The 18,249-nt window shown below is 70.5% G+C and carries 16 protein-coding genes; 9 read left to right on the top strand and 7 right to left on the bottom strand.

Annotation, left to right across the window (positions count from 1 at the left end; genetic code table 11):
* Window positions 1–8 precede the first annotated feature (8 nt).
* Entirely contained in the window at window positions 9–1,448 is a 1,440-nt protein-coding gene (locus Pme01_RS23350) for an aldehyde dehydrogenase family protein (RefSeq protein ID WP_168116474.1), read from the top strand.
* Between the two features lie 16 nt (window positions 1,449–1,464).
* Here Pme01_RS23350 and Pme01_RS23355 read toward each other — a convergent pair whose 3' ends face one another.
* Complete coding sequence (locus Pme01_RS23355) at window positions 1,465–2,754, bottom strand: helix-turn-helix domain-containing protein (protein ID WP_168116473.1); 1,290 nt, start codon at window positions 2,752–2,754, stop codon at window positions 1,465–1,467.
* A gap of 389 nt (window positions 2,755–3,143) precedes the next feature.
* Here Pme01_RS23355 and Pme01_RS23360 point away from each other — a divergent pair, with 389 nt between their 5' ends.
* From Pme01_RS23360 to Pme01_RS23385, 6 genes are all read left to right on the top strand, one after another.
* Complete coding sequence (locus Pme01_RS23360) at window positions 3,144–4,112, top strand: esterase/lipase family protein (protein WP_168116472.1); 969 nt, start codon at window positions 3,144–3,146, stop codon at window positions 4,110–4,112.
* Between the two features lie 195 nt (window positions 4,113–4,307).
* Entirely contained in the window at window positions 4,308–5,174 is an 867-nt protein-coding gene (locus Pme01_RS23365; protein ID WP_168116471.1) for an alpha/beta hydrolase family protein, read from the top strand.
* A 340-nt stretch (window positions 5,175–5,514) separates the two neighbouring features.
* Window positions 5,515–7,701, top strand: a complete 2,187-nt coding sequence (locus tag Pme01_RS23370) for a discoidin domain-containing protein (protein ID WP_168116470.1) — start codon at window positions 5,515–5,517, stop codon at window positions 7,699–7,701.
* 617 nt (window positions 7,702–8,318) lie between these two features.
* On the top strand, window positions 8,319–8,471 hold the full coding sequence (locus tag Pme01_RS23375; protein WP_168116469.1) for a hypothetical protein: 153 nt from the start codon (window positions 8,319–8,321) through the stop codon (window positions 8,469–8,471).
* Window positions 8,461–9,135 carry a class F sortase gene (locus Pme01_RS23380; protein WP_203935822.1) on the top strand — a complete coding sequence of 225 codons (675 nt, stop codon included), beginning with the start codon at window positions 8,461–8,463 and terminating at the stop codon, window positions 9,133–9,135. The genes Pme01_RS23375 and Pme01_RS23380 overlap by 11 nt, the downstream gene beginning before the upstream one ends.
* Before the next feature lie 121 nt (window positions 9,136–9,256).
* On the top strand, window positions 9,257–9,994 hold the full coding sequence (locus Pme01_RS23385; RefSeq protein ID WP_168117868.1) for a carbonic anhydrase: 738 nt from the start codon (window positions 9,257–9,259) through the stop codon (window positions 9,992–9,994).
* Between the two features lie 10 nt (window positions 9,995–10,004).
* Here the strand turns inward: Pme01_RS23385 and Pme01_RS23390 are convergent, their stop codons facing one another.
* Window positions 10,005–10,337 carry a putative quinol monooxygenase gene (locus Pme01_RS23390; protein ID WP_168117869.1) on the bottom strand — a complete coding sequence of 111 codons (333 nt, stop codon included), beginning with the start codon at window positions 10,335–10,337 and terminating at the stop codon, window positions 10,005–10,007.
* A gap of 55 nt (window positions 10,338–10,392) precedes the next feature.
* The gene (locus tag Pme01_RS23395; protein ID WP_168117870.1) at window positions 10,393–11,352 is read right to left on the bottom strand and encodes an FAD-dependent oxidoreductase; all 960 of its coding nucleotides are present in this window, start codon (window positions 11,350–11,352) and stop codon (window positions 10,393–10,395) included.
* Window positions 11,353–11,462: 110 nt separating this feature from the next.
* Between Pme01_RS23395 and Pme01_RS23400 the strand changes: the two genes are divergently transcribed.
* Window positions 11,463–12,422, top strand: coding sequence for an SCO2521 family protein (locus tag Pme01_RS23400; RefSeq protein ID WP_168117871.1), 960 nt, complete (start codon window positions 11,463–11,465; stop codon window positions 12,420–12,422).
* Window positions 12,419–13,402 (top strand): phosphatidylserine/phosphatidylglycerophosphate/cardiolipin synthase family protein, encoded by a 984-nt coding sequence (locus Pme01_RS23405; RefSeq protein WP_168117872.1) that lies wholly within the window; start codon window positions 12,419–12,421, stop codon window positions 13,400–13,402. Before Pme01_RS23400 ends, Pme01_RS23405 begins: the two co-directional genes overlap by 4 nt.
* On the opposite strand, the gene Pme01_RS23410 is transcribed toward Pme01_RS23405, so the two are convergent.
* From Pme01_RS23410 to Pme01_RS23425, 4 genes are read right to left on the bottom strand one after another with little or no spacing between them, the layout of a single operon-like run.
* Window positions 13,365–14,366: an SCO2522 family protein gene (locus Pme01_RS23410; protein WP_239088409.1), complete on the bottom strand. Its 1,002-nt coding sequence runs from the start codon at window positions 14,364–14,366 to the stop codon at window positions 13,365–13,367. The genes Pme01_RS23405 and Pme01_RS23410 overlap by 38 nt on opposite strands.
* Window positions 14,363–15,280, bottom strand: coding sequence for an SCO2523 family variant P-loop protein (locus Pme01_RS23415; protein ID WP_168117873.1), 918 nt, complete (start codon window positions 15,278–15,280; stop codon window positions 14,363–14,365). Before Pme01_RS23415 ends, Pme01_RS23410 begins: the two co-directional genes overlap by 4 nt.
* A complete protein-coding gene (locus Pme01_RS23420) occupies window positions 15,281–17,119 on the bottom strand; it encodes an SCO2524 family protein (RefSeq protein WP_168117874.1) in 1,839 nt (612 codons plus the stop codon). It lies immediately after the preceding gene.
* A 41-nt stretch (window positions 17,120–17,160) separates the two neighbouring features.
* The gene (locus tag Pme01_RS23425; RefSeq protein WP_168117875.1) at window positions 17,161–18,006 is read right to left on the bottom strand and encodes an SCO2525 family SAM-dependent methyltransferase; all 846 of its coding nucleotides are present in this window, start codon (window positions 18,004–18,006) and stop codon (window positions 17,161–17,163) included.
* Window positions 18,007–18,249 lie beyond the last annotated feature (243 nt).

Below are 18,249 nucleotides of genomic sequence, written 5' to 3' on the forward strand. Positions count from 1 at the left end.
GGGCCTCCATGAACTCCGCAGCAGAGCCCGCGCCGACCTACCGCACCGGCTTCCATATCGGCGGACGATGGGTGTCGCCGCTCGGTACCGACGAGATCAGCGTGGAGAATCCGGCCACCGAACAGGTCATCGGCCGGGTCCCCGCCGGCACCGCCGCCGACGTCGACCGGGCTGTCGCCGCCGCCCGCGCGGCGTTCCCCGGCTGGGCCGCCTTGGCGCCGACCGAGCGCGCCGCCCACCTCGAACGCCTGCACCGCCGCCTCACCGCCCGCGCCGGGGAGATCGCCCACACCGTCGCGTGCGAACTCGGTACGCCGCTGAAGATCGCCGCCCGGGTACAGGCCGGCCTGCCGCTGACCGTACTGGACAGCTACGTCACGCTCGCCGCGTCGCCCCCGGAGGAGGAGACGGTCGGCAACTCGCTCGTGGTACGCGAGCCGGTCGGCGTCGTCGGTGCGATCACCCCCTGGAACTACCCACTGCACCAGGTGGTGGCGAAGGTGGCGCCCGCGTTGGCCGCCGGCTGCACTGTCGTGCTCAAGCCCGCCGAGCTGACCCCGCTCGTGGCGTACCTGCTGTTCGACGCTGTCGACGAGGCGGGCCTGCCGCCGGGCGTGGTCAACCTGGTCACCGGGACCGGCCCGGTCGCCGGCGCCGCGCTCGCCGCGCACCCGGGCGTGGACATGGTCTCGTTCACCGGCTCCACCGCGACCGGTACGCAGATCAGCCGGCTGGCCGCCGACCGGATCGCCCGGGTCTCCCTGGAACTGGGCGGCAAGTCGGCCAACATCATCTTCGAGGACGCCGACCTCGCGGGCGCGGTCAAGGTCGGCGTCGGCAACGCCTTCCTCAACTCCGGCCAGACCTGTACCGCCTGGACCCGGATGCTGGTGCACCGCAGCCGGTACGACGAGGCGGTCGACCTGGCCGGCAAGGCGGCCGGCGGGTACCGGCTCGGCGACCCGTTCGACCCCGCGACCCGGCTCGGCCCGCTGGTCTCGGCGGGGCAGCGGGAACGGGTACGCGGGTACGTCGAGCGCGGGCTCGCCGAGGGCGCCCGGCTGGTGACCGGAGGGCTCGACGCCCCGGTACCCGACACCGGGTACTTCGTCGCACCGACCGTACTGGCCGACGTGGACCCCGACAGCACCGTGGCGCAGGAGGAGATCTTCGGACCGGTCCTCGCGGTCATCCCGTTCGACGACGACGACCACGCCGTGGCCATCGCCAACAACTCGAAGTACGGCCTCGCCGGCGCCGTGTGGTCCGGCGATCAGGACCGGGCCGTCGCGGTCGCCCGGCGCCTGCGTACCGGCGCCGTCGACGTCAACGGGGGCGCGTTCAACCCGCTCGCGCCGTTCGGCGGGTACAAGCAGTCGGGGGTCGGCCGTGAGCTTGGCGCGCACGGGCTGGCAGAGTTCCTCGAGGTGAAGTCGATCCAGCGGTGAGCGCGACGGGCTCCGACTAGATCCCGTCCGGCAGCGCCCAGCCGCGCAGCGCGACCTCCAGCTCGAAGCGGACCTCCGGCTCGGCCAGCGCGTCGCCGAACAGCGCGTGGACCCGGCGCATCCGCTGGCGCGCGGTCTGCGGGTGTACGCCCAGCCGGGCTGCGACCTCGGCGGCGGTACCCCGGCCGGTGGTCAGCCAGGCCAGCAGGGTCGACTCCAACCGGCGGCGCTGCTTGACGGTCAGGTCGGCCAGTGGCGCCAGCCGCCGCTCGCCGAGCAGGCCGACCAGCGGCTCGTCGGCGAGCAGTAGCAGGTCGGCCAGGCGCCGGTCGGACAGGACGGGCGCATCGAGCGCCGAGCCCTCGCGCGCCAGCTTGTCGCGGAGCCGCCGCGCCCAGCGCAGCGAGTCCGCCGCCATCGCCACCGGTACGGTCGGGCCAACAACGGCCGACCAGGACCGCAGCGCCCGGCGCAGCTCCGGGTCGTCCAACCGGGCGGCCGGATCGGGCAGGAGCACGTAGGGATCGGGGCGGTCGAGGTCGGTCAGGACCTCCTCCGGCCACCGCGTCGGACGTCCGGGAGGAGAGCCACCGTTCCTGGCATCCGGCCGGGTCAGCACCGCACAGGCGAGCCGCTCGGGAAGCGGCCACCGGGCGTCGGCGGCCGCCTGGGCAAGTTCGGCCGGCGCGCCACCGCCGGCCGGAACGGCATCACCGGCCGGAACGGCATCCCCGGCCGGCGCGGTGCCGCGCAGGAGCAGGTCCAGCAGGCGACGGCGCTGGCGGTCGATCGAACCGGCCGCGTCGGCCTTGGCCTGCGCGTACCCGGCGACCGAGGCGGCGGCGATCTGGTCGATGTGCGCGAAGACCGCCTCGGCGAGGACGATCATCAGCTCGGGCTCCAGGCCGATCCGCCGCGCGATCCGCGCGTAGCGTCGCCACGCCACCCGGGCGCCCAGGCGGTACGCCGCCTGCAGCGTGTCCAGGCTGCGCCCCTCGCGGAACTCGCCGCGACCGAGGGCGCGGTACACCCTGGCCCGCTCGGCCAGGATCGGCCCGCCGCCCTCGACGAGGTCGGTGAACTCCTGGAGCGCGGTCTCCACACCGCGCTGGATCCCGGTGCCGAAGCGGCCGGAGAGCGGCCGGTTGTACGCGGGGACCTGGCGCCGGATCTCCCGTACTATCTCCGCGGCGAGGCCGGCCCGCTCGGCGCGCACCTTCTCGGCGAAGTCTCGGGGCAGCGCCAGCCACGGCTCGTCGAGTCCGCTGGTCGCATCGGCCGCCTGCCGTCCCGGCAACTCCGTCATCCTCCTCCGGCCGGCGGTGCCGGCTCGGTCGCGGCTGGCAACTGTCTAAGGCATACGCATGTCCAAGGCATACGCATGTCCAAGGCATACGCACCGGTCATGGTGCCGGCAGCGGGGCACGACCGGAAGTTACCGACGAGTATCGAGAGGCCTTACCGGACTGTCAACGCCGCGTACCCAACGTGCTCACTGCGCCGACGGACAGCGACGGGCGGAACGGGACCAGAAAACACTCACGCCGGTGACAGGAACGCGGCCGGCGTCGCCGAGAATCCTGGCATCCGGGGACCTACTTCCTGACCAGCGCATTTCCATTCGTTGACGCCCCCTGACCGCGCTGTTAAGGTCCCGCACCACCTCTGTCGTCCTCAATGGAAGCCGGTACAGCGATGAGAAGACGCGGGACTCTGCTGGGCGTCTTGGCGCTCGGCTGCGCCGTGCTGCTGGGGTTCGTGGTGACCAGCGCTCAGCCGGCCACGGCCGAGGTACGCCTCCCGCTCACCAACCGCCTCCCGCTCACCAACAGTTTCCCGGTCGGCTTCACCACCGGGTTCCTGCTCGGCTCCCAGCCGCCGGCCGGCGCCAACGACTGGTCCTGCAAGCCCCCCGCGCGTCACCCGCGTCCGGTCGTCCTGGTCCACGGCACCTTCGAGAACATGAACGACAACTGGGGTGCCGCCGCCCCACTGCTGGTCGACAACGGGTACTGCGTCTTCGCGCTGAACTACGGCGGATCGTCTCCCTACGCGCCGGGCCAAGGCACCGGCCCGATCGCGGACAGCGCCGCGCAGCTGGCCACGTTCATCGACCGCGTACTGGCCGCCACCGGCGCCTCGACGGTGGACATCGTGGGCCACTCGCAGGGTGGCATGATGCCCCGTTACTACATCAAGCACCTCGGTGGTGCGCGGAAGATCAGCAAGCTGGTGGCCCTGAACCCCAGCAACCACGGGACCACCATCGCCGGCCTCACCGAGCTCGGCCGCCGGATCGGCACCCTCGACCCGACCAACTCCCTCCTCGGCATCCCCTGCCAGTCCTGCGTGGAGCAGGAGGTGGGGTCGCCGTTCATCACCGCGCTCAACTCCGGCGGCGAGACGGTACCCGGCATCAGTTACACGGTGATCACAACGAAGGCGGACGAGGTCGTCACCCCGTACAGCTCGGCCTTCCTGGCCCCGGCGGCCAACGTCACCAACCTCACCGTGCAGGACCAGTGCCGACTGTCCAACCCCGACCACCTCGGGACCCCGTACGACCCGGTCGCGCTGACCGACGTGCTCAACGCCCTCGACCCGGCCCACCCCGGGCCGGTCCCCTGCCGGCTGTCGATCCTGCCGATCGCCGGCCTGCTGTAGCCCCTCGGGCAACCACAACCCCTCGGGGAACCGCCCGGACTCCGCGGCGCCGACGCAGCGGTGACCGGCCCGTAGCCGGTCCTGTCCCCCGCCCGGGCGACAGCGCCGCATGACTGGTGAAATCACCGGTTCGCGCCGCAGTTGGCGCACCTCATCCTGATCGCTACCAACTCCCCCTACCCCCAGGGAGCAGAAGTGCAGCGACAGGATCACCTCCCCCGGCGGCTGCGCCGGGTCGTAACCGCCGCCACCGCGGTCGTCGCGCTGGCCCTCGCCGGCGTCGGCGTGCTCGCGCCGAACGCGTGGGCGACCGAGCGAGGGCTCGCCCCGACCGCCTCGAACATCACCGGCAACGGCAGCTACAGCGTCACCTCGGCGAGCATCACCGGCCAGAGTGGATTCGGCGGGGGCATGGTGTACTACCCGACCGCCAACGAGAAGTTCCCGGTGGTGGCGATCTCGCCCGGGTACACCGAACGCTGGGCGCCGTTCGCCTGGATGGGGCCGCGCCTGGCGTCCTGGGGCTTCGTGGTCGTCGGCATCGAGACCAACTCCACCCTGGACCAGCCCGACAGCCGCGGCACCCAACTGCTGAAGGCGCTGGACTGGGCCGGAAGTTCCGCGCCGGCCGCGGTCCGCGACCGGGTCGACTCCACGCGGCAGGGCGTCGCCGGGCACTCGATGGGCGGCGGCGGCACGCTGTCGGCCATGAACCAGCGCCCGTCCGTACGCGCCGGGGTGCCCCTGGCCCCGTGGCACACCACCACGTCCTGGCCGGGGGTCAAGAACCCGGTCCTGATCATGGGCGGCCAGAACGACACGATCGCACCTCCCTCCCAGCACGCGATCCCGATGTACAACGGCGTGGCGTCCAGCGAGAAGGAGTACGTCGAACTGGCCGGGGCGGGGCACAACTTCCCCAACAGCTCCAACCCCGACGTCTCGAAGGCGTTGGTGTCGTGGTTCAAGCGGTTCCTGGATGACGACACCCGGTTCAGCCCGTTCGCCTGTGACTGGACCGGCAGCGCGTACTCGCAGGTCCGAAGCACCTGCCCGGTCTGACCTCCACGGTCGCGGACAATCCGCTGACGGGCCCCGGTGGAACGTTCCACCGGGGCCCGTCCCGTCGCGTGGCCGCGCCCGGACGGCCGGGCGCCAGGTATTGACATGCAGCAATAACATCACCGCCGCGACCTGCGGTCAGACTTATCTTGACAGTTAAACAAAGGTGTACGAGTCTCTAGGGAAGAGAGCGCTTTCTCAGCCCGGACTCCGAACCTGGGCAGCGGTCCGACACTCCAGATCCGACGCCTGGGTCCGGCGCCCTCCCGCACGCCCGCGCGGCTCGTGTGCACCCCGGCGGCCGCGTTCCGGCGCGCACACCCCTATCAGGGAGACGCCCATGCAACTCGGTTCCGCGCCGGCGGCCCGCAGAAGGTCCGCCCGTCTCGCCGCCGTCGTCGCGGCGGCACTGTCACTGGTCGTTGGCTCCGTCATGCTGGCCACGCCGCCGGCCAACGCCGCCGGGACGCTGCTGTCCCAGGGCAAGCCGGTGACAGCGTCGTCGGTGGAGAACTCCGGCACGCCCGCCTCGGCGGCGGCCGACGGCAACACCGGCACCCGCTGGTCCAGCGCCTTCTCCGACCCGCAGTGGCTCCAGGTCGACCTCGGCGCCACCGCCACCGTCGACCAGGTGGTCCTGCAATGGGAGGCCGCCTACGCCACCGCGTACCAGATCCAGGTCTCCGCCGACGCCACCACCTGGACCAGCATCTACTCCACCACCACCGGCAAGGGCGGCACCGAGACCCTCACCGTCGGCGGCACCGGCCGGTACGTGCGGATGTACGGCACCGCCCGGGCCACCGGCTACGGCTACTCGCTGTGGGAGTTCCAGGTGTACGGCAGCCTGGGCGGGGGCGGCACGCCACCCCCGCTGCCCGGCGGTGGCTCCCTCGGCCCCAACGTGCTGGTCTTCGACCCGGCGATGTCGAGTGCGAGCATCCAGTCCCAACTGGACTCGGTGTTCCGCCAGCAGGAGAGCAACCAGTTCGGCACGCAGCGGTACGCGCTGCTGTTCAAGCCCGGCACGTACAGTGGCCTGAACGCCCAGATCGGCTTCTACACCTCGATCGCGGGGCTGGGCCGCAACCCTGACGACGTCACGATCAACGGCGACGTCACCGTCGACGCCGGCTGGTTCAACGGCAACGCCACCCAGAACTTCTGGCGCTCGGTGGAGAACCTGGCCGTGGTCCCCTCCAACGGGACCGACCGCTGGGCGGTCGCGCAGGCCGCGCCGATGCGGCGGGTGCACATCCGGGGCGGGCTGAACCTCGCGCCGAACGGCTACGGCTGGGCCAGCGGCGGCTACATCTCCGACAGCAAGGTCGACGGTACCGTCGGACCGTACTCCCAGCAGCAGTGGTTCACCCGGGACAGCCAGATCGGCGGCTGGACCAACGGCGTGTGGAACATGACGTTCTCCGGCGTGGCCGGCGCCCCGGCGCAGAGCTTCCCGAACCCGCCGTACACGGTGGTACCGCAGACCCCGGTGAGCCGGGAGAAGCCGTACCTGTACCTCGACGGCAGCGGAAACTACAACGTGTTCGTACCGTCGCTGCGGACCAACTCGCAGGGCACGACGTGGAGCGGCGGGTCGACGCCCGGCTCGTCCCTCCCGCTGTCCCAGTTCTACGTCGCCAAGCCCGGCGACAGCGCCGCGACCCTGAACGCCGCGCTCGCCCAGGGCCTGAACCTGCTTTTCACACCGGGGATCTACCACCTGAACCAGACCGTCAACGTCACCCGGGCGAACACGGTCGTACTCGGCCTGGGCTATGCGACGCTGATCCCGGACAACGGCGTCGTACCGATGAGCGTCGCCGACGTCGACGGGGTCAAGCTCGCCGGCCTGCTCTTCGACGCCGGCCCGGTGAACTCGCCGGTCCTGCTTCAGGTCGGCCCGGCCGGTGCGACGGCCGGCCACGCCGGCAACCCCATCTCGATCCAGGACGCCTTCTTCCGCATCGGCGGCGCGGGCGCCGGCAAGGCGACCACCAGCCTCGTGGTCAACAGCGCCAACACCATCATCGACCACATCTGGGCCTGGCGCGCCGACCACGGTACGGGCGTGGGCTGGACGGTGAACACCGCCGACACCGGGCTGATCGTCAACGGCGCCAACGTGACGGCGCTCGGCCTGTTCGTCGAGCACTACCAGAAGGACGAGGTCGTCTGGAACGGTCAGGGCGGCCGGACCATCTTCCTGCAGAACGAGATGCCGTACGACCCGCCGAGCCAGTCCGCCTGGCGTACCGGTGCGAGGGGGTACGCGGCCTACAAGGTCGCGGACTCGGTGACCAGCCACGAGGCGTGGGGCCTGGGCAGCTACTGCAACTTCACCGCCGACCCCTCGATCGTGGCCGAGCACGGCTTCGAGACACCCAACCGGGCCGGGGTACGGTTCCACGACCTGCTCACCGTGTCCCTCGGCGGCATGGGCACGATCGCCCACGTCATCAACGACGTCGGCGGCCCGGCGACGGGTACCGCCACGACCCCGGTCAACGTCGTCAGCTACCCCTAGGTTCGGTAGCAGGGTGTGATGGATGCGCGCAGCTCGCGCAGCCGTCACGCCCTGCTCCTTCTTCGCCGTCAGCCCGAGAGTGCTGCCGGAGTGCTGCGGGCAGTTGGGCGCCCACATCGGAGCCGAGCCGAACTCTGAAAGATCTCCGCAAGGCTGACGGCTTGGGCGGATAGGGCCGCACTATCCGGGTAGCACATCTACCGCAGGCGGCCTAACCCCAATGGTGTAGCTCCGTTGTCCGGCCGCCTTGCACCGCCGGCTCAGTTCGCACCACGCGTGGTCGCATGTCGCACGAAATGGCGAAGGCGGAACCCCAGTAGTTCACCTGTGATCTCAAGGGGGTAGTGGTGCCCAAAACGATCGATGACGCATCGAGGCGTCCGGCCCGTCGACGCGGCAGAGTGTGGCCGCGGCTGTTGACGGTGGTGTCGCTCACGGTGATGGCGCTGGGCGGTACCGCTGGGGCCGTCTCGGCCCAGGAGAGCCCGTCGCCGTCGGCGCCTGCGGCGGCGACCGCAACAGCGACAGCAACGGCAACAGCGACAGCAACCGCGTCGCCATCGCCGACCCAGTGCCCCACGGCGCCGAGCCCGTGCCCGACGCCGAGCCAGTCCACCGTGGCCCCGACGCCCACCGGCGCGCCCGTGACGGGTGGTGGCGGTACCGCCGGGACCGACGCCACGATCTCGCTCGCGCTGGCCGGTGCCGTGATCCTCACTCCGGTCGGCATCGCCCTGACGCGCCGGCGGCGGGTCAGGCATGAGCAGTGACACCCCACGACCGGTTCGCGGCGCCGGCGTGATCGGTGTCCTGGTCGTCCTGGCCGCGCTCCCTCCTCCCCTGCTCCAGCCCGCGCGGACGCCGATCACACCCGAACCGTCCCGGACCGCCGTGGCCATCCCGCCGATCGCTCCTGGAGGATCGGCGGGATGGCCGGCCCGGACGCCGTCCCCTCAGCCCAGCCGGACGGCGCTGCCGAGGTCGGTACCGGTACGACTGTCCATCCCCACCATCGACGCCCAGTCCACCCTCATCCCGCTCAACCTCAACCCCGACCACACCGTCCAGGTCCCACCCCTGACCAACCCCGCACAAGCCGGCTGGTACGCCCCCGGACCCACCCCCGGCGAAACCGGCGCCAGCGTCATCCTCGGCCACGTCGACGGCTACGACGAACCCGGAATCTTCTACCACCTGCGCGACCTACACCCCGGCGACCCCATCCTCATCACCCGCAAAGACGCCACCACCACCCGCTTCACCGTCTACCGCACCGAACAGGCACCCAAAACCAACTTCCCCACCACCAAGGTCTACGGCCCCACCACCCGACCCGAACTCCGCCTCATCACCTGCGGCGGCACCTTCGACCGACAAACCGGCAACTACCTCGACAACATCATCGTCTTCGCCGCGCTCACCGGGGCGTCCTGATCGCGTGCCGCGACCGGCACCGACGCGCCCTGAGCGCCATCCCCCCGCGCTGACCCACCGGAACGGGCCGGTCCGGTGGGCGAAACAATGGGGAGACCTGCTTTCCGCACCAGGACTCGTCATGTACCGAACCCTGTCCCGTCGCCGTCTCCTCCGCCTGGCCGGCCTCTCCGGCGGCGCCGGCCTCGCGGCCGCGCTCACCCCGCCGGCCGCCGCGACCCCGGCGACCAGCACAACTGCCGCGACCGAAACGATCACCGAACCCTGGCCGGCCGGCCCCCGCGACGCGCTGGCCCTCCTCCTCGAGGGCAACCGGCGCTGGGTGAGCGGATGTCCCCGGCACCCCCACCAGTCGATCGCCCGGCGCGAGGCGGTCGCGGCGGGCCAGTCGCCGTTCGCCGTCGTCTTCTCGTGCATCGACTCCCGGGTACCGCCCGAACTGGTCTTCGACCGCGGGCTCGGCGACCTCTTCGTGGTCCGTACCGGCGGGCAGAGCGTGGACGACGTGGTGCTGGGCAGCATCGAGTTCGGACCAGCCGAGTTCGACACCGGGCTGATCATGGTTCTCGGCCACACGCGGTGCGGGGCCGTGGCCGCCACCATCGAGGCCGTCGAGGACCACGCGGGCCGGGCTCCGGGGCACATCCAGGCCGTCGTCGACGCCCTGCGCCCGGCCTACGAGATCGCCGTCCGGCAGCCCGGAGACGTCGTCGACAACACGGTGCGGGCGCAGACCGCCCTGACCGTCGCCCGGTTGAAGGCCGACGACCAGCTCGCCGACCGCGCCCGCGCCGGGGCGCTGGTCGTGGTCGGCGGCCGGTACGACCTCGACAGCGGGCGCGTCGAGCTCGTCGCCTGACGGGTACCGCTCAGCCGCGCTCGGGTACCGCCATCTCGCCGAGCTGCGACCAGTCGTCCTGCGGAACCGCGAAGTTCACGATGCGGGGCGTCTCGGCGAGGTGCGGGGGCAGCGTCCGCTGGGCGGTCTTGAAGTGCTCGGACTGCACGTGCGCGGCACCGGCGTCCCCGTCGCGGAACGCCTCGACCAGGACGTACTCGTTCGGGTCGTCGAGGCTGCGGGACCAGTCGAACCACAGGCAGCCCGGCTCTGCTCGGGTCGCCTGGGTGAACTCGTCGGCGATCTCGGGCCACCGGTCGGCGTGCTGGGGAAGTACCCGGAACTTGGCGGTAATGAAGATCATCGGAACTCTCTCAACGGGCTGGACAGGAGCGCGAGCCGATCTCGCTCTCAGGATTCTAGATCGCGTTGATCAGCGACAGCACGTCGTGGGCGCACCCCCATGACAGGGTGACCCCGCCGCCGCCGTGCCCGTAGTTGTGGATGACGTGGCCTCCGTCGACGGCGGTCCGTTCCAGGCGTACCCGCGACCGGGTCGGGCGCAGCCCCACCCGTACCTCCACCACCCTGGCGTCGCGCAGCGCGGGCATCACCTCGGCGCAGCGCCGCCGGATGGCGGTGGAGATCCGTTCGTCGGGGACCCGGTCGGTCCGGCCCGGCTCCACGCTCCCGCCGAGGACCACCCGACCGTGGTCGTGCTGGGGCAGGATGTAGGTCGGCTCCTCGGACTCGTCGTGCTCGGCGAAGAACTCCTCGATCCCGGGGTCGTCCACGACCACGATCTGGCCGCGGGTGGGGCGCAGCGACGCGTCGGGGACCAGGTTGCGCGCGTCGTACCCGGCGCAGTTGACGACGACGGGCGCCTCGGCGACGGCCTCGGCGAGCGAGCCCACCGCGCGCTGGTCGAGCTTTCCGCCGCAGTCGGTGAACCGGTCGTACAGGTACCGCAGGTATGTCGGCATGTCGACAATGGGCGCCCGATACCACCATCCGGTGGTGAATCCGGCGGGCAGTTCGTCCGGTCGGCTGGTCCGGAAACCGGGCAGCTCGGTCGCCCAGCCGGGCGGCGGCGCGGCGGTACGGGCGGCCTCGTGGCCGTACACGACCCGGACCCCGCACGAGCGATCCCGCACCGCGAGCCGCTCCAGTTCCAGCCGGGTCTGCGTGGCCCACGGCAGTACCCTCTGGTCGCTGACCAGGTACGGTCCCCAGAGCGCACCGGCGGCGCAGGAGGTGGTCCGGAGCAGAGCGTCACGCGTCCAGATCCGGACGCGGAGATTGTTTTTTGCGAGAAGCAACGCCGTCGTCAGACCGGACACGCCCGCGCCGATGACCAGAACCTCCGGCTTGGGGCGCATCATTCGAGACTAAGGCGACTGCGTCACGATGTGAATACCAACAGTTGCATTGGCAGTGGGCCATGGGATGGAATCAAACTCACGCGTGCTCCGCGTCGGGGAGGATCTCTATGACCGATGGATCCACGCTGATCTTCGGCGAAGTACACACCGGGCTGTTGCAGCATTCGACCGCGCTGTCCCCGTCATCATGTGAAGAGGTCCTTGCCCTGTCGCGCAGCGAACGGGTACGCCGCTTCGAGCGCCCGATCGCCCACGCGGTCTCACCGGAGACGCTCACGGGTGTCGACTGTGGCCTTCCGGTACCCGCCAGCCGCGCCCGCGCCGTCGGCACGGTGGCGTGCCGGACGTCCATCACCGGCGGTCAGATCCTGCAGGGCTCCGCGCTGGTACGGCTCACGCCGAGCGCCGTCACGCACCGACTGCCGTGGTCGCACTACCTCGCCAGGCCGGGGCGCGTCGAGGTGATCGGCAAGGTCGACATCCCCGAACTGGCCGAGCAGTTCGTCCACCCCGAGCACCCCGCCACGGCACTGGACGTCCGCGCCATCAGCGCCCGAGCCGTCGACGCGGTGCAGGCCTCGCGCCGGCTCGATCGCAGGCCACCGCTTCGCGCCGCGCGTACCCGCCTGCGATGGGCCGCGATCCTCGCCGACCACCCGTCCGCCGACGTCATCCGGTTCCGCATGGAGAACCCGACGCTGCGCACCGCGCTGCTGTCGTGCAGCCGGGCGGAGGTCGCGAGCGTGGTGGAGTTCTGCGAGGACTTCGCCCTCCACGACTGGTTGCTGACGACGCTGCTGCGAACGCTGGAGCGCAGCCGGATCGGGGTCAGCGCCGGCCCCGACGCCGTGCGCGCCCTGCGCCCTGCCGTGGATCACCTGTTGCATCTGTGGATGCCGGGTGCCCGGGGCACCGAGGTCTCGGCGGGGCTGTGGCAGCGACTGGAACGCCGGCCAGGCCTCAATCGGCAATGGCAGGTGTCGGTCGAGCGCATCCGCGACCACATGGCCCTGGCCACCATCGGACTGCTGGAGGCCTTACTGGGCGGAAGCGGGGGGCGAGCATGAACGGCACGGGGCACTGGCACGAGCGCGCGTTCCGAACGGACGTACCGCGAAAGATCGCCCTCTCGCTCGGCGTCGGCGGCCTCGCCTACTTCATCACGAACGTTGTCGCGGACGCCTCCGAGGCGCTCCAGATCTGGAGTATCACCATCTCGGTCTTCATCGGTGGCGTCGTCCTCATCACCCAACTGCTGGGCGACTTCGAGAAACGGCTGGCAAAGGTCGAGCTGGGACAGGAGCGGCACGCCCGCGAGATCGAGCAGCGGGTGAAGACGGGCTTCTCCACGATCAACGAAGCCACCAAGCTCTTCGGCCTGGTGGAGGACTCCGCACTGGCGACCGAGGGGCTGATCCAACTCGTCCGGCACTCGACCCAGATCGACGCCGCGGCGCCGCCGCTCGTCTTCCGGTTCGCCCAGGCCGAGATCAGCCGGATGTCGGAGTTCCTCAAGGAACTCGGCGACGGCGGAAACGTCATCTACGAGGGCGAGGACCGCGACTGGATGCTGTCGCTGACCAGGACCGTGGAGACGAGCATCGACGCCACGAGCCTGACCACTGTGGACGCCGGTGGCGACGGCTTCGTCGACGGCGGCCTGTGGTCCAGCGACCTCGGGCAGCGGTACCTCGACTGCCAGCGGGACGCGATCCAGCGGGGGGTCCACATCCGCCGGGTGTTCATCCTGGACAAGCCCGACCTGGCCGACGAGGACTTCCTCGGCGTCTGCCGACTGCAGCGGGAGATCGGCATCCACGTCCGGATCCTCGACTCGTCGGCGATTCCCGGCCTGCGCCGCAGTTCGCTGTTCGACTTCATCCTGTTCGACGAGGGCATCAGCTACGAGGTGACCCCCGCGTCGCGAGTCGAGGGCGCCATCGCGCCGTCGATCCTGACCACCCGCCTCGAACTGCGGCCGGCGCGGGTACGCGACCGGATGCAGCGGTTCAAGGACCTGTGGGAGTCGGCCCGGGACCTCGACTGACCGCTGGCGGGTCGCCGGCGAAGACGTAGTCGATCCGGTCCGTGACGTCGGGCGGCAGCTCGATGCCCTCGGCGTGCGCCCGCGCCCGGGTCTGTTCGATGACCGCCCGGTCGACCGCGATCTGGCTGAGGATCGTACGCACCGCCTGCTCGGTGAGGAGGAAGCGGCGGGGCAGCACCGACACGGCGCGGTACGCGGCGAACGGAGCCGCGGCGGGGTTGAGCTGGATCACGGCCGGGAGGCTGCTCCACTCGTCGGGGTAGCCGCCGTCCACCGGCCGCGGCACGGCGACCGGCTCCCCGTCGTACCGCAGCGCACCGAGGCGCAGCAGTTGCCATACCGCGGCGAGGTACGCGCACGACCACACCCGCCCCCGTGCGCCCTCGTTCCACAGCTCCACATCGACGAAGACGGAGTGCCGGGTGGCGGCGGTCTCGACCGGCGGGGCCCAGGACACCGCGGCCTGCATCGCCGCGACCACGGGTGCGACCGGCGAGCGCTGCCCGTTGCACAGCCACCCGGTCTCGTTCACGGGCGGGCGCGAGCCGTTGGTGTGCGGCGGCGGCTCGGCGACGATGCGCTCCTCCACCAGCGCGGCCAGCGGTACGCCCTCGGCCTCGGCGCAGGCCGACTCCCGTACCAGATAGTCGATCTCCAGCCCGGCGACCCGGGACGCCTGCAGCAGCATCGGGATGACCTCATCGGGCGGCCGCTGCGGCCCGAAGTAGTCGTCGATCAGGAAGCAGGTGCTGATCCGCGGCCGGCCCTGCGCGGAGGTCGCCGCGGCGCGTACCGTGTCGGCCCACCGGGCCACCCCCTGGAAGTACGCGCTCACGCCCTCCACGCCGGTGAGGAGGTCCTCGAAGTACAGGTGGCCCACCTCCAGCGACAGGTGGGCCAGGGGCAGCGCGCGCATCGGCCGCTCGGCCAGCGCCTCGGTGACGTCGACCTCCGACCGGCTCACAGTCCCTCCCAGGCGGAGTCGTCGGTCAGCCGCTGGGCGAGGCTGTCGAACGCCTCCACCGTCGCGGAGTTCGCGACCTGGGTCAGTACCACGTCGTCGTCGGAGACGAGCTGCTCGCGCCACTGCAGCATCGGGTCGAGCGGCACCGTGCCGAGCACCATCGTCCGACCGATCCGGTTCTCCCTGGCCAGCCGCTGCAGGCTGTAGTTGCAGTCGCGCAGCCACGCGACCTGAGCAGCACGCAGCCCCGCCAGGTCGTCGGCGTTGGGGTCGACCACGGCGGTCCGGACGAGCCGGATCGATCTCGTCAACTGCTCCCGGTCGTGGCCCCGGGCGACCCCGGCGTCGATGATCCCGCGCTGTCCGAAGAGGAGGTCGGCCGCGGCGTAGATGTGCTGACGGGTCCAGCGGTGAAACACCAGCCACCGGCTGGCGATCGCCGCCAGCTCGGGCTGGGCGGTCGCTGCCAGCACCACGTCGACCGCGTACGACCGGCCGGCGCTCAGGTCGATCAGGCACAGGTCGTACTCCTCCTCCAAGCGCAGGAAGAGGTCGACGCAGCGGCGTACCGTCTCCGGGCCGGTGACGAACTCTCCCCCACCGCTGTCGCCGGGGTAGAGCATGAGCCGCCCCGCACCCGGCGGCTGGCTACGCAGGGCGTCGCGCTCGGACTCGGTCCACACGTCGACCACGTGCGGCTCCGCGAGGTCCCCGTGCAGGTACGCGTGGAGCCCGCCCTGGACGGTCCCCCGGGTGACGCTGGCGATCTGGAACACCGCGCCCGCCGTGGGTGAGCCGAAGTCGAAGTCGAGGTAGCAGACGTCGCCGCCCTGCAGCGCCCGCCGGTAGACGATGTTGCTGCTGGTCACCGTGCGCCCGGTGCCGCCCTTGTCGGAAGCCGCGAAGACGAGCATTCAGCCGGCCCCCACAGCCTTGTCCCGGGCCGCCTTCAGACGGTCGAGTTCGATCAGCACGTACGAGGCGAGCGCCGAGGCGGTGCCCGGACGCTCGTCCAGCACCTCGTGGGCCCGGTTCAGGGCCGACCGCAGGCCCTGAAGGGTCGTACGCATGGTCGGCCCCGCCTCGGCGGCCACGCTCAGCATCTCCTGGTCGAACAGGTGGTCGACCTCGGCGAGCAGGTCGGTGGCGACCTCGGTCAGTCCGCTGCTGGGCTGTGGTGGTTTGCCGAGGAACTGGGCGGCGCTGACCAGGCAGCTGACCACGCGCTCGGTGTAGTACCAGGACGGCAGTGGCTTGCCGGGCTCGAGCTCCGGGTACACCTCGCTCGGCTGGTCCCACAGCTGGCCGGTCTTGCCACCGCTCAGCCGGCGTTTGATCAGGTGCCCTTCCCAGACCCGGTCGGCCAGCGCCACCGCATCGGTCCGCAGTGTGGTGTCACGCAGCTGACCCGCCACCCGCAGCGTCTGCCTGAGCAGTTGCGGCGAGAAGTCGTTGAGCAGCCAGGTCAGCTGCGGCCCGCCGAGATCCTCGCTGCCCAGCAGGTCGACGGCGAAGCCCGGGTGGTGCAGCGAGACCGCCTGGTCGCCGGTGAGCGCCCGGCGGGTGATGCGGACCCGGCCGGCCAGCTCCTCCAGGATGCTGGCGACCCGGGCGAAGTCCTGGCCGGACGCCTGCCGGTTGGACAGCTCCTTCACCATGATGGACGACACCAGCAGCGTGAGGTAGTCGCCCTCGGCGCCATCGGTGGTCCGCCACGGCATGTCCTCCAGCGGCCAGCGCCCGCGCCCGAACCGGCCGATCTTCGACCAGTAGGACTGGGTGAGGTCCCACCTCAGCTGAAGCGATCGGGACAGCCGCTGCTGCTCCTCGGTGAGCAGGTTCAGCATGCGCGTCCGCTCCGAGAACAGATCCTCGATGCCGTCCAGGGCGACGACGGTGAAGTACAGGTAGGGCGCGTGCTGGGCGGTGCCGTCACGCTGGGTTCCGGCGTCGGCGCTCGTCTCCACCTTCGGGGCGCCCTTCACGATCCCCCACGACCAGCCGCACTCGAACAGCTTGTTGTCGTTGTCGAGGTCGCTCACCTGGCCACTGCCCAGTGTGATGTCACGCAGGCCGGCGTTGATCTGGCGGAGTTGCTCGCGGAGTTCGTCGATCATCTGGCCGGTCGGCGACCGGTCGTGGTTGAGCATCCGACAGAGGAACTGGCCCTCGGGCGAGTGCACGTCGAACACGTTGACGCTGAAGCTGCGCAGCAGCCCGACCATGGCCGCGGTGAGCCGCTTGCCGGCCAACTCCTCGAGCAGGTCCACCTTCTCGCGCAGCGCCTGCCGGGTGACGATGCGGCGGAACACCCGGGCGAACCCGATCGTGGCCAGGGACAGCCGTACGGATACCGAGAAGGAGTCGACGACGTCCAGATCGTGCTGGACCGGAAGCGGCTCGGCTCCGCCCTTGCCGGTGAAGTAGGTGCCGCCCCCGAAGGTGGGCGTGCCGTCCTTGTCGGTGTACGTGGTGAGGAATTCGATGATGACGTCGATCAGCAGCTTGGGGATCTCGATGCTGTCACCGAGCATGCTGAGCGCGTCGAGGGCGTCCTCGGCAGTCTCGTCGGGAAGGTCCAGTTTGAAGATGCTGATCTCGGTGGCCGGACCCATGATGCACATCAGTTGCTCGGCGTCGCTGATCGAGTTGCGCCCGTGGCGGCCACCCCAGACCCACCTGCCGTCCGAGAATGACGATCGGGCGACGGCCTGCCACACTTCCATCAGTTGTTGGCGCGGTTGGATCCTCATCGCTACCGACCACAGCCCTTCATCAGCCCGGCAGCCCGTCGTCAGCCCGGCAGTCTGCGCGCCCTCCCGACGGCGAGAATCATCCCCTTGTAACCCTCACGCAGTGATTTGGCGGAATGAACCCGGTGAGTCTCCACATCACGTGCGAGGGGCTCCAGGCAATGCTCCACATCCGCTTTGGTGACCGCCACGGCGGGAAAGCGAATCCCGTCGACATAGTACCCCGCCGACTCCTGCATGAAGGCCGCTGCGAAGGGCGCACCCGGCTTGAGTGAACCGACGAACCGCTCCACCGCGCTCTTGAACTCGCGCTCCTGGTCCGAAATAGACTCGGCCACGAAGAACATCGTCCCCGCGTCCCATTGCCGTGGCCCGAGTTCGAACAGGTTGCCGCAGCGCACCCGCACCTTGGCGGCGAAGTCCTCGCGCGGTTTCTCCATCCGCTGATACGCCGGGAGCCGGGTGAGCAGCGTCCAGTACTGGTCCCACAGCTCCGAATACCACGGTCGTTGGCGCTCCAGCCAGCGGACGTTCTGACCACCGCGCTCGCGCTGCTCGATGTATCGGCAGTACGGCTGCATGGCCAGGGCCGGATAGAGGTTCGCGCCCGAACCGACGTCGATTCCGCGGCCGACCGGCCGGTCGGTGTCGAGCACCGTGGCGAAGAAGTCGCGGACCAGCTGCAGGATGCGGCGGTCGTCGTCGCGCAACTCCGCATAGTTGTGCTGTACGTACCAGTCGGGGTTGAAGCGGTCCCAGTCGTAACCGGCGTTGCCGGCGGAGCCGGCACTGCCGGTGCGACCGGTGGAATCACCCGGGTCGACCCGGTGATCCGGCACGCGCGGGATAGCCGTCGTCCCACGCCGGGGGTTGCGGCTGCCAGTCATATCCGCTCCTCGCTCATCGGTCGTGCCTGAGCTGGACCAATTTCCGCCTACTCGACAGACCGTGCTGCTTCGCGAGTACCTGAAGGTTGTACCCACAGCGTAACTCCGCGTTAACGACCGATGCGGACGTCGGATGCCGACGCCACCGAAGATCGGATCGTACGTTGTCGATGGCCAACGTGGAAGGCCGCCCTTTTTCGCTCACTACGAGTAATCCGCCTGGCCTGGGATTGATCCCGCAAG

Origin of the sequence: Planosporangium mesophilum (genome assembly GCF_016863255.1) — a bacterium.
Classification (GTDB): Bacteria; Actinomycetota; Actinomycetes; order Mycobacteriales; family Micromonosporaceae; genus Planosporangium; species Planosporangium mesophilum.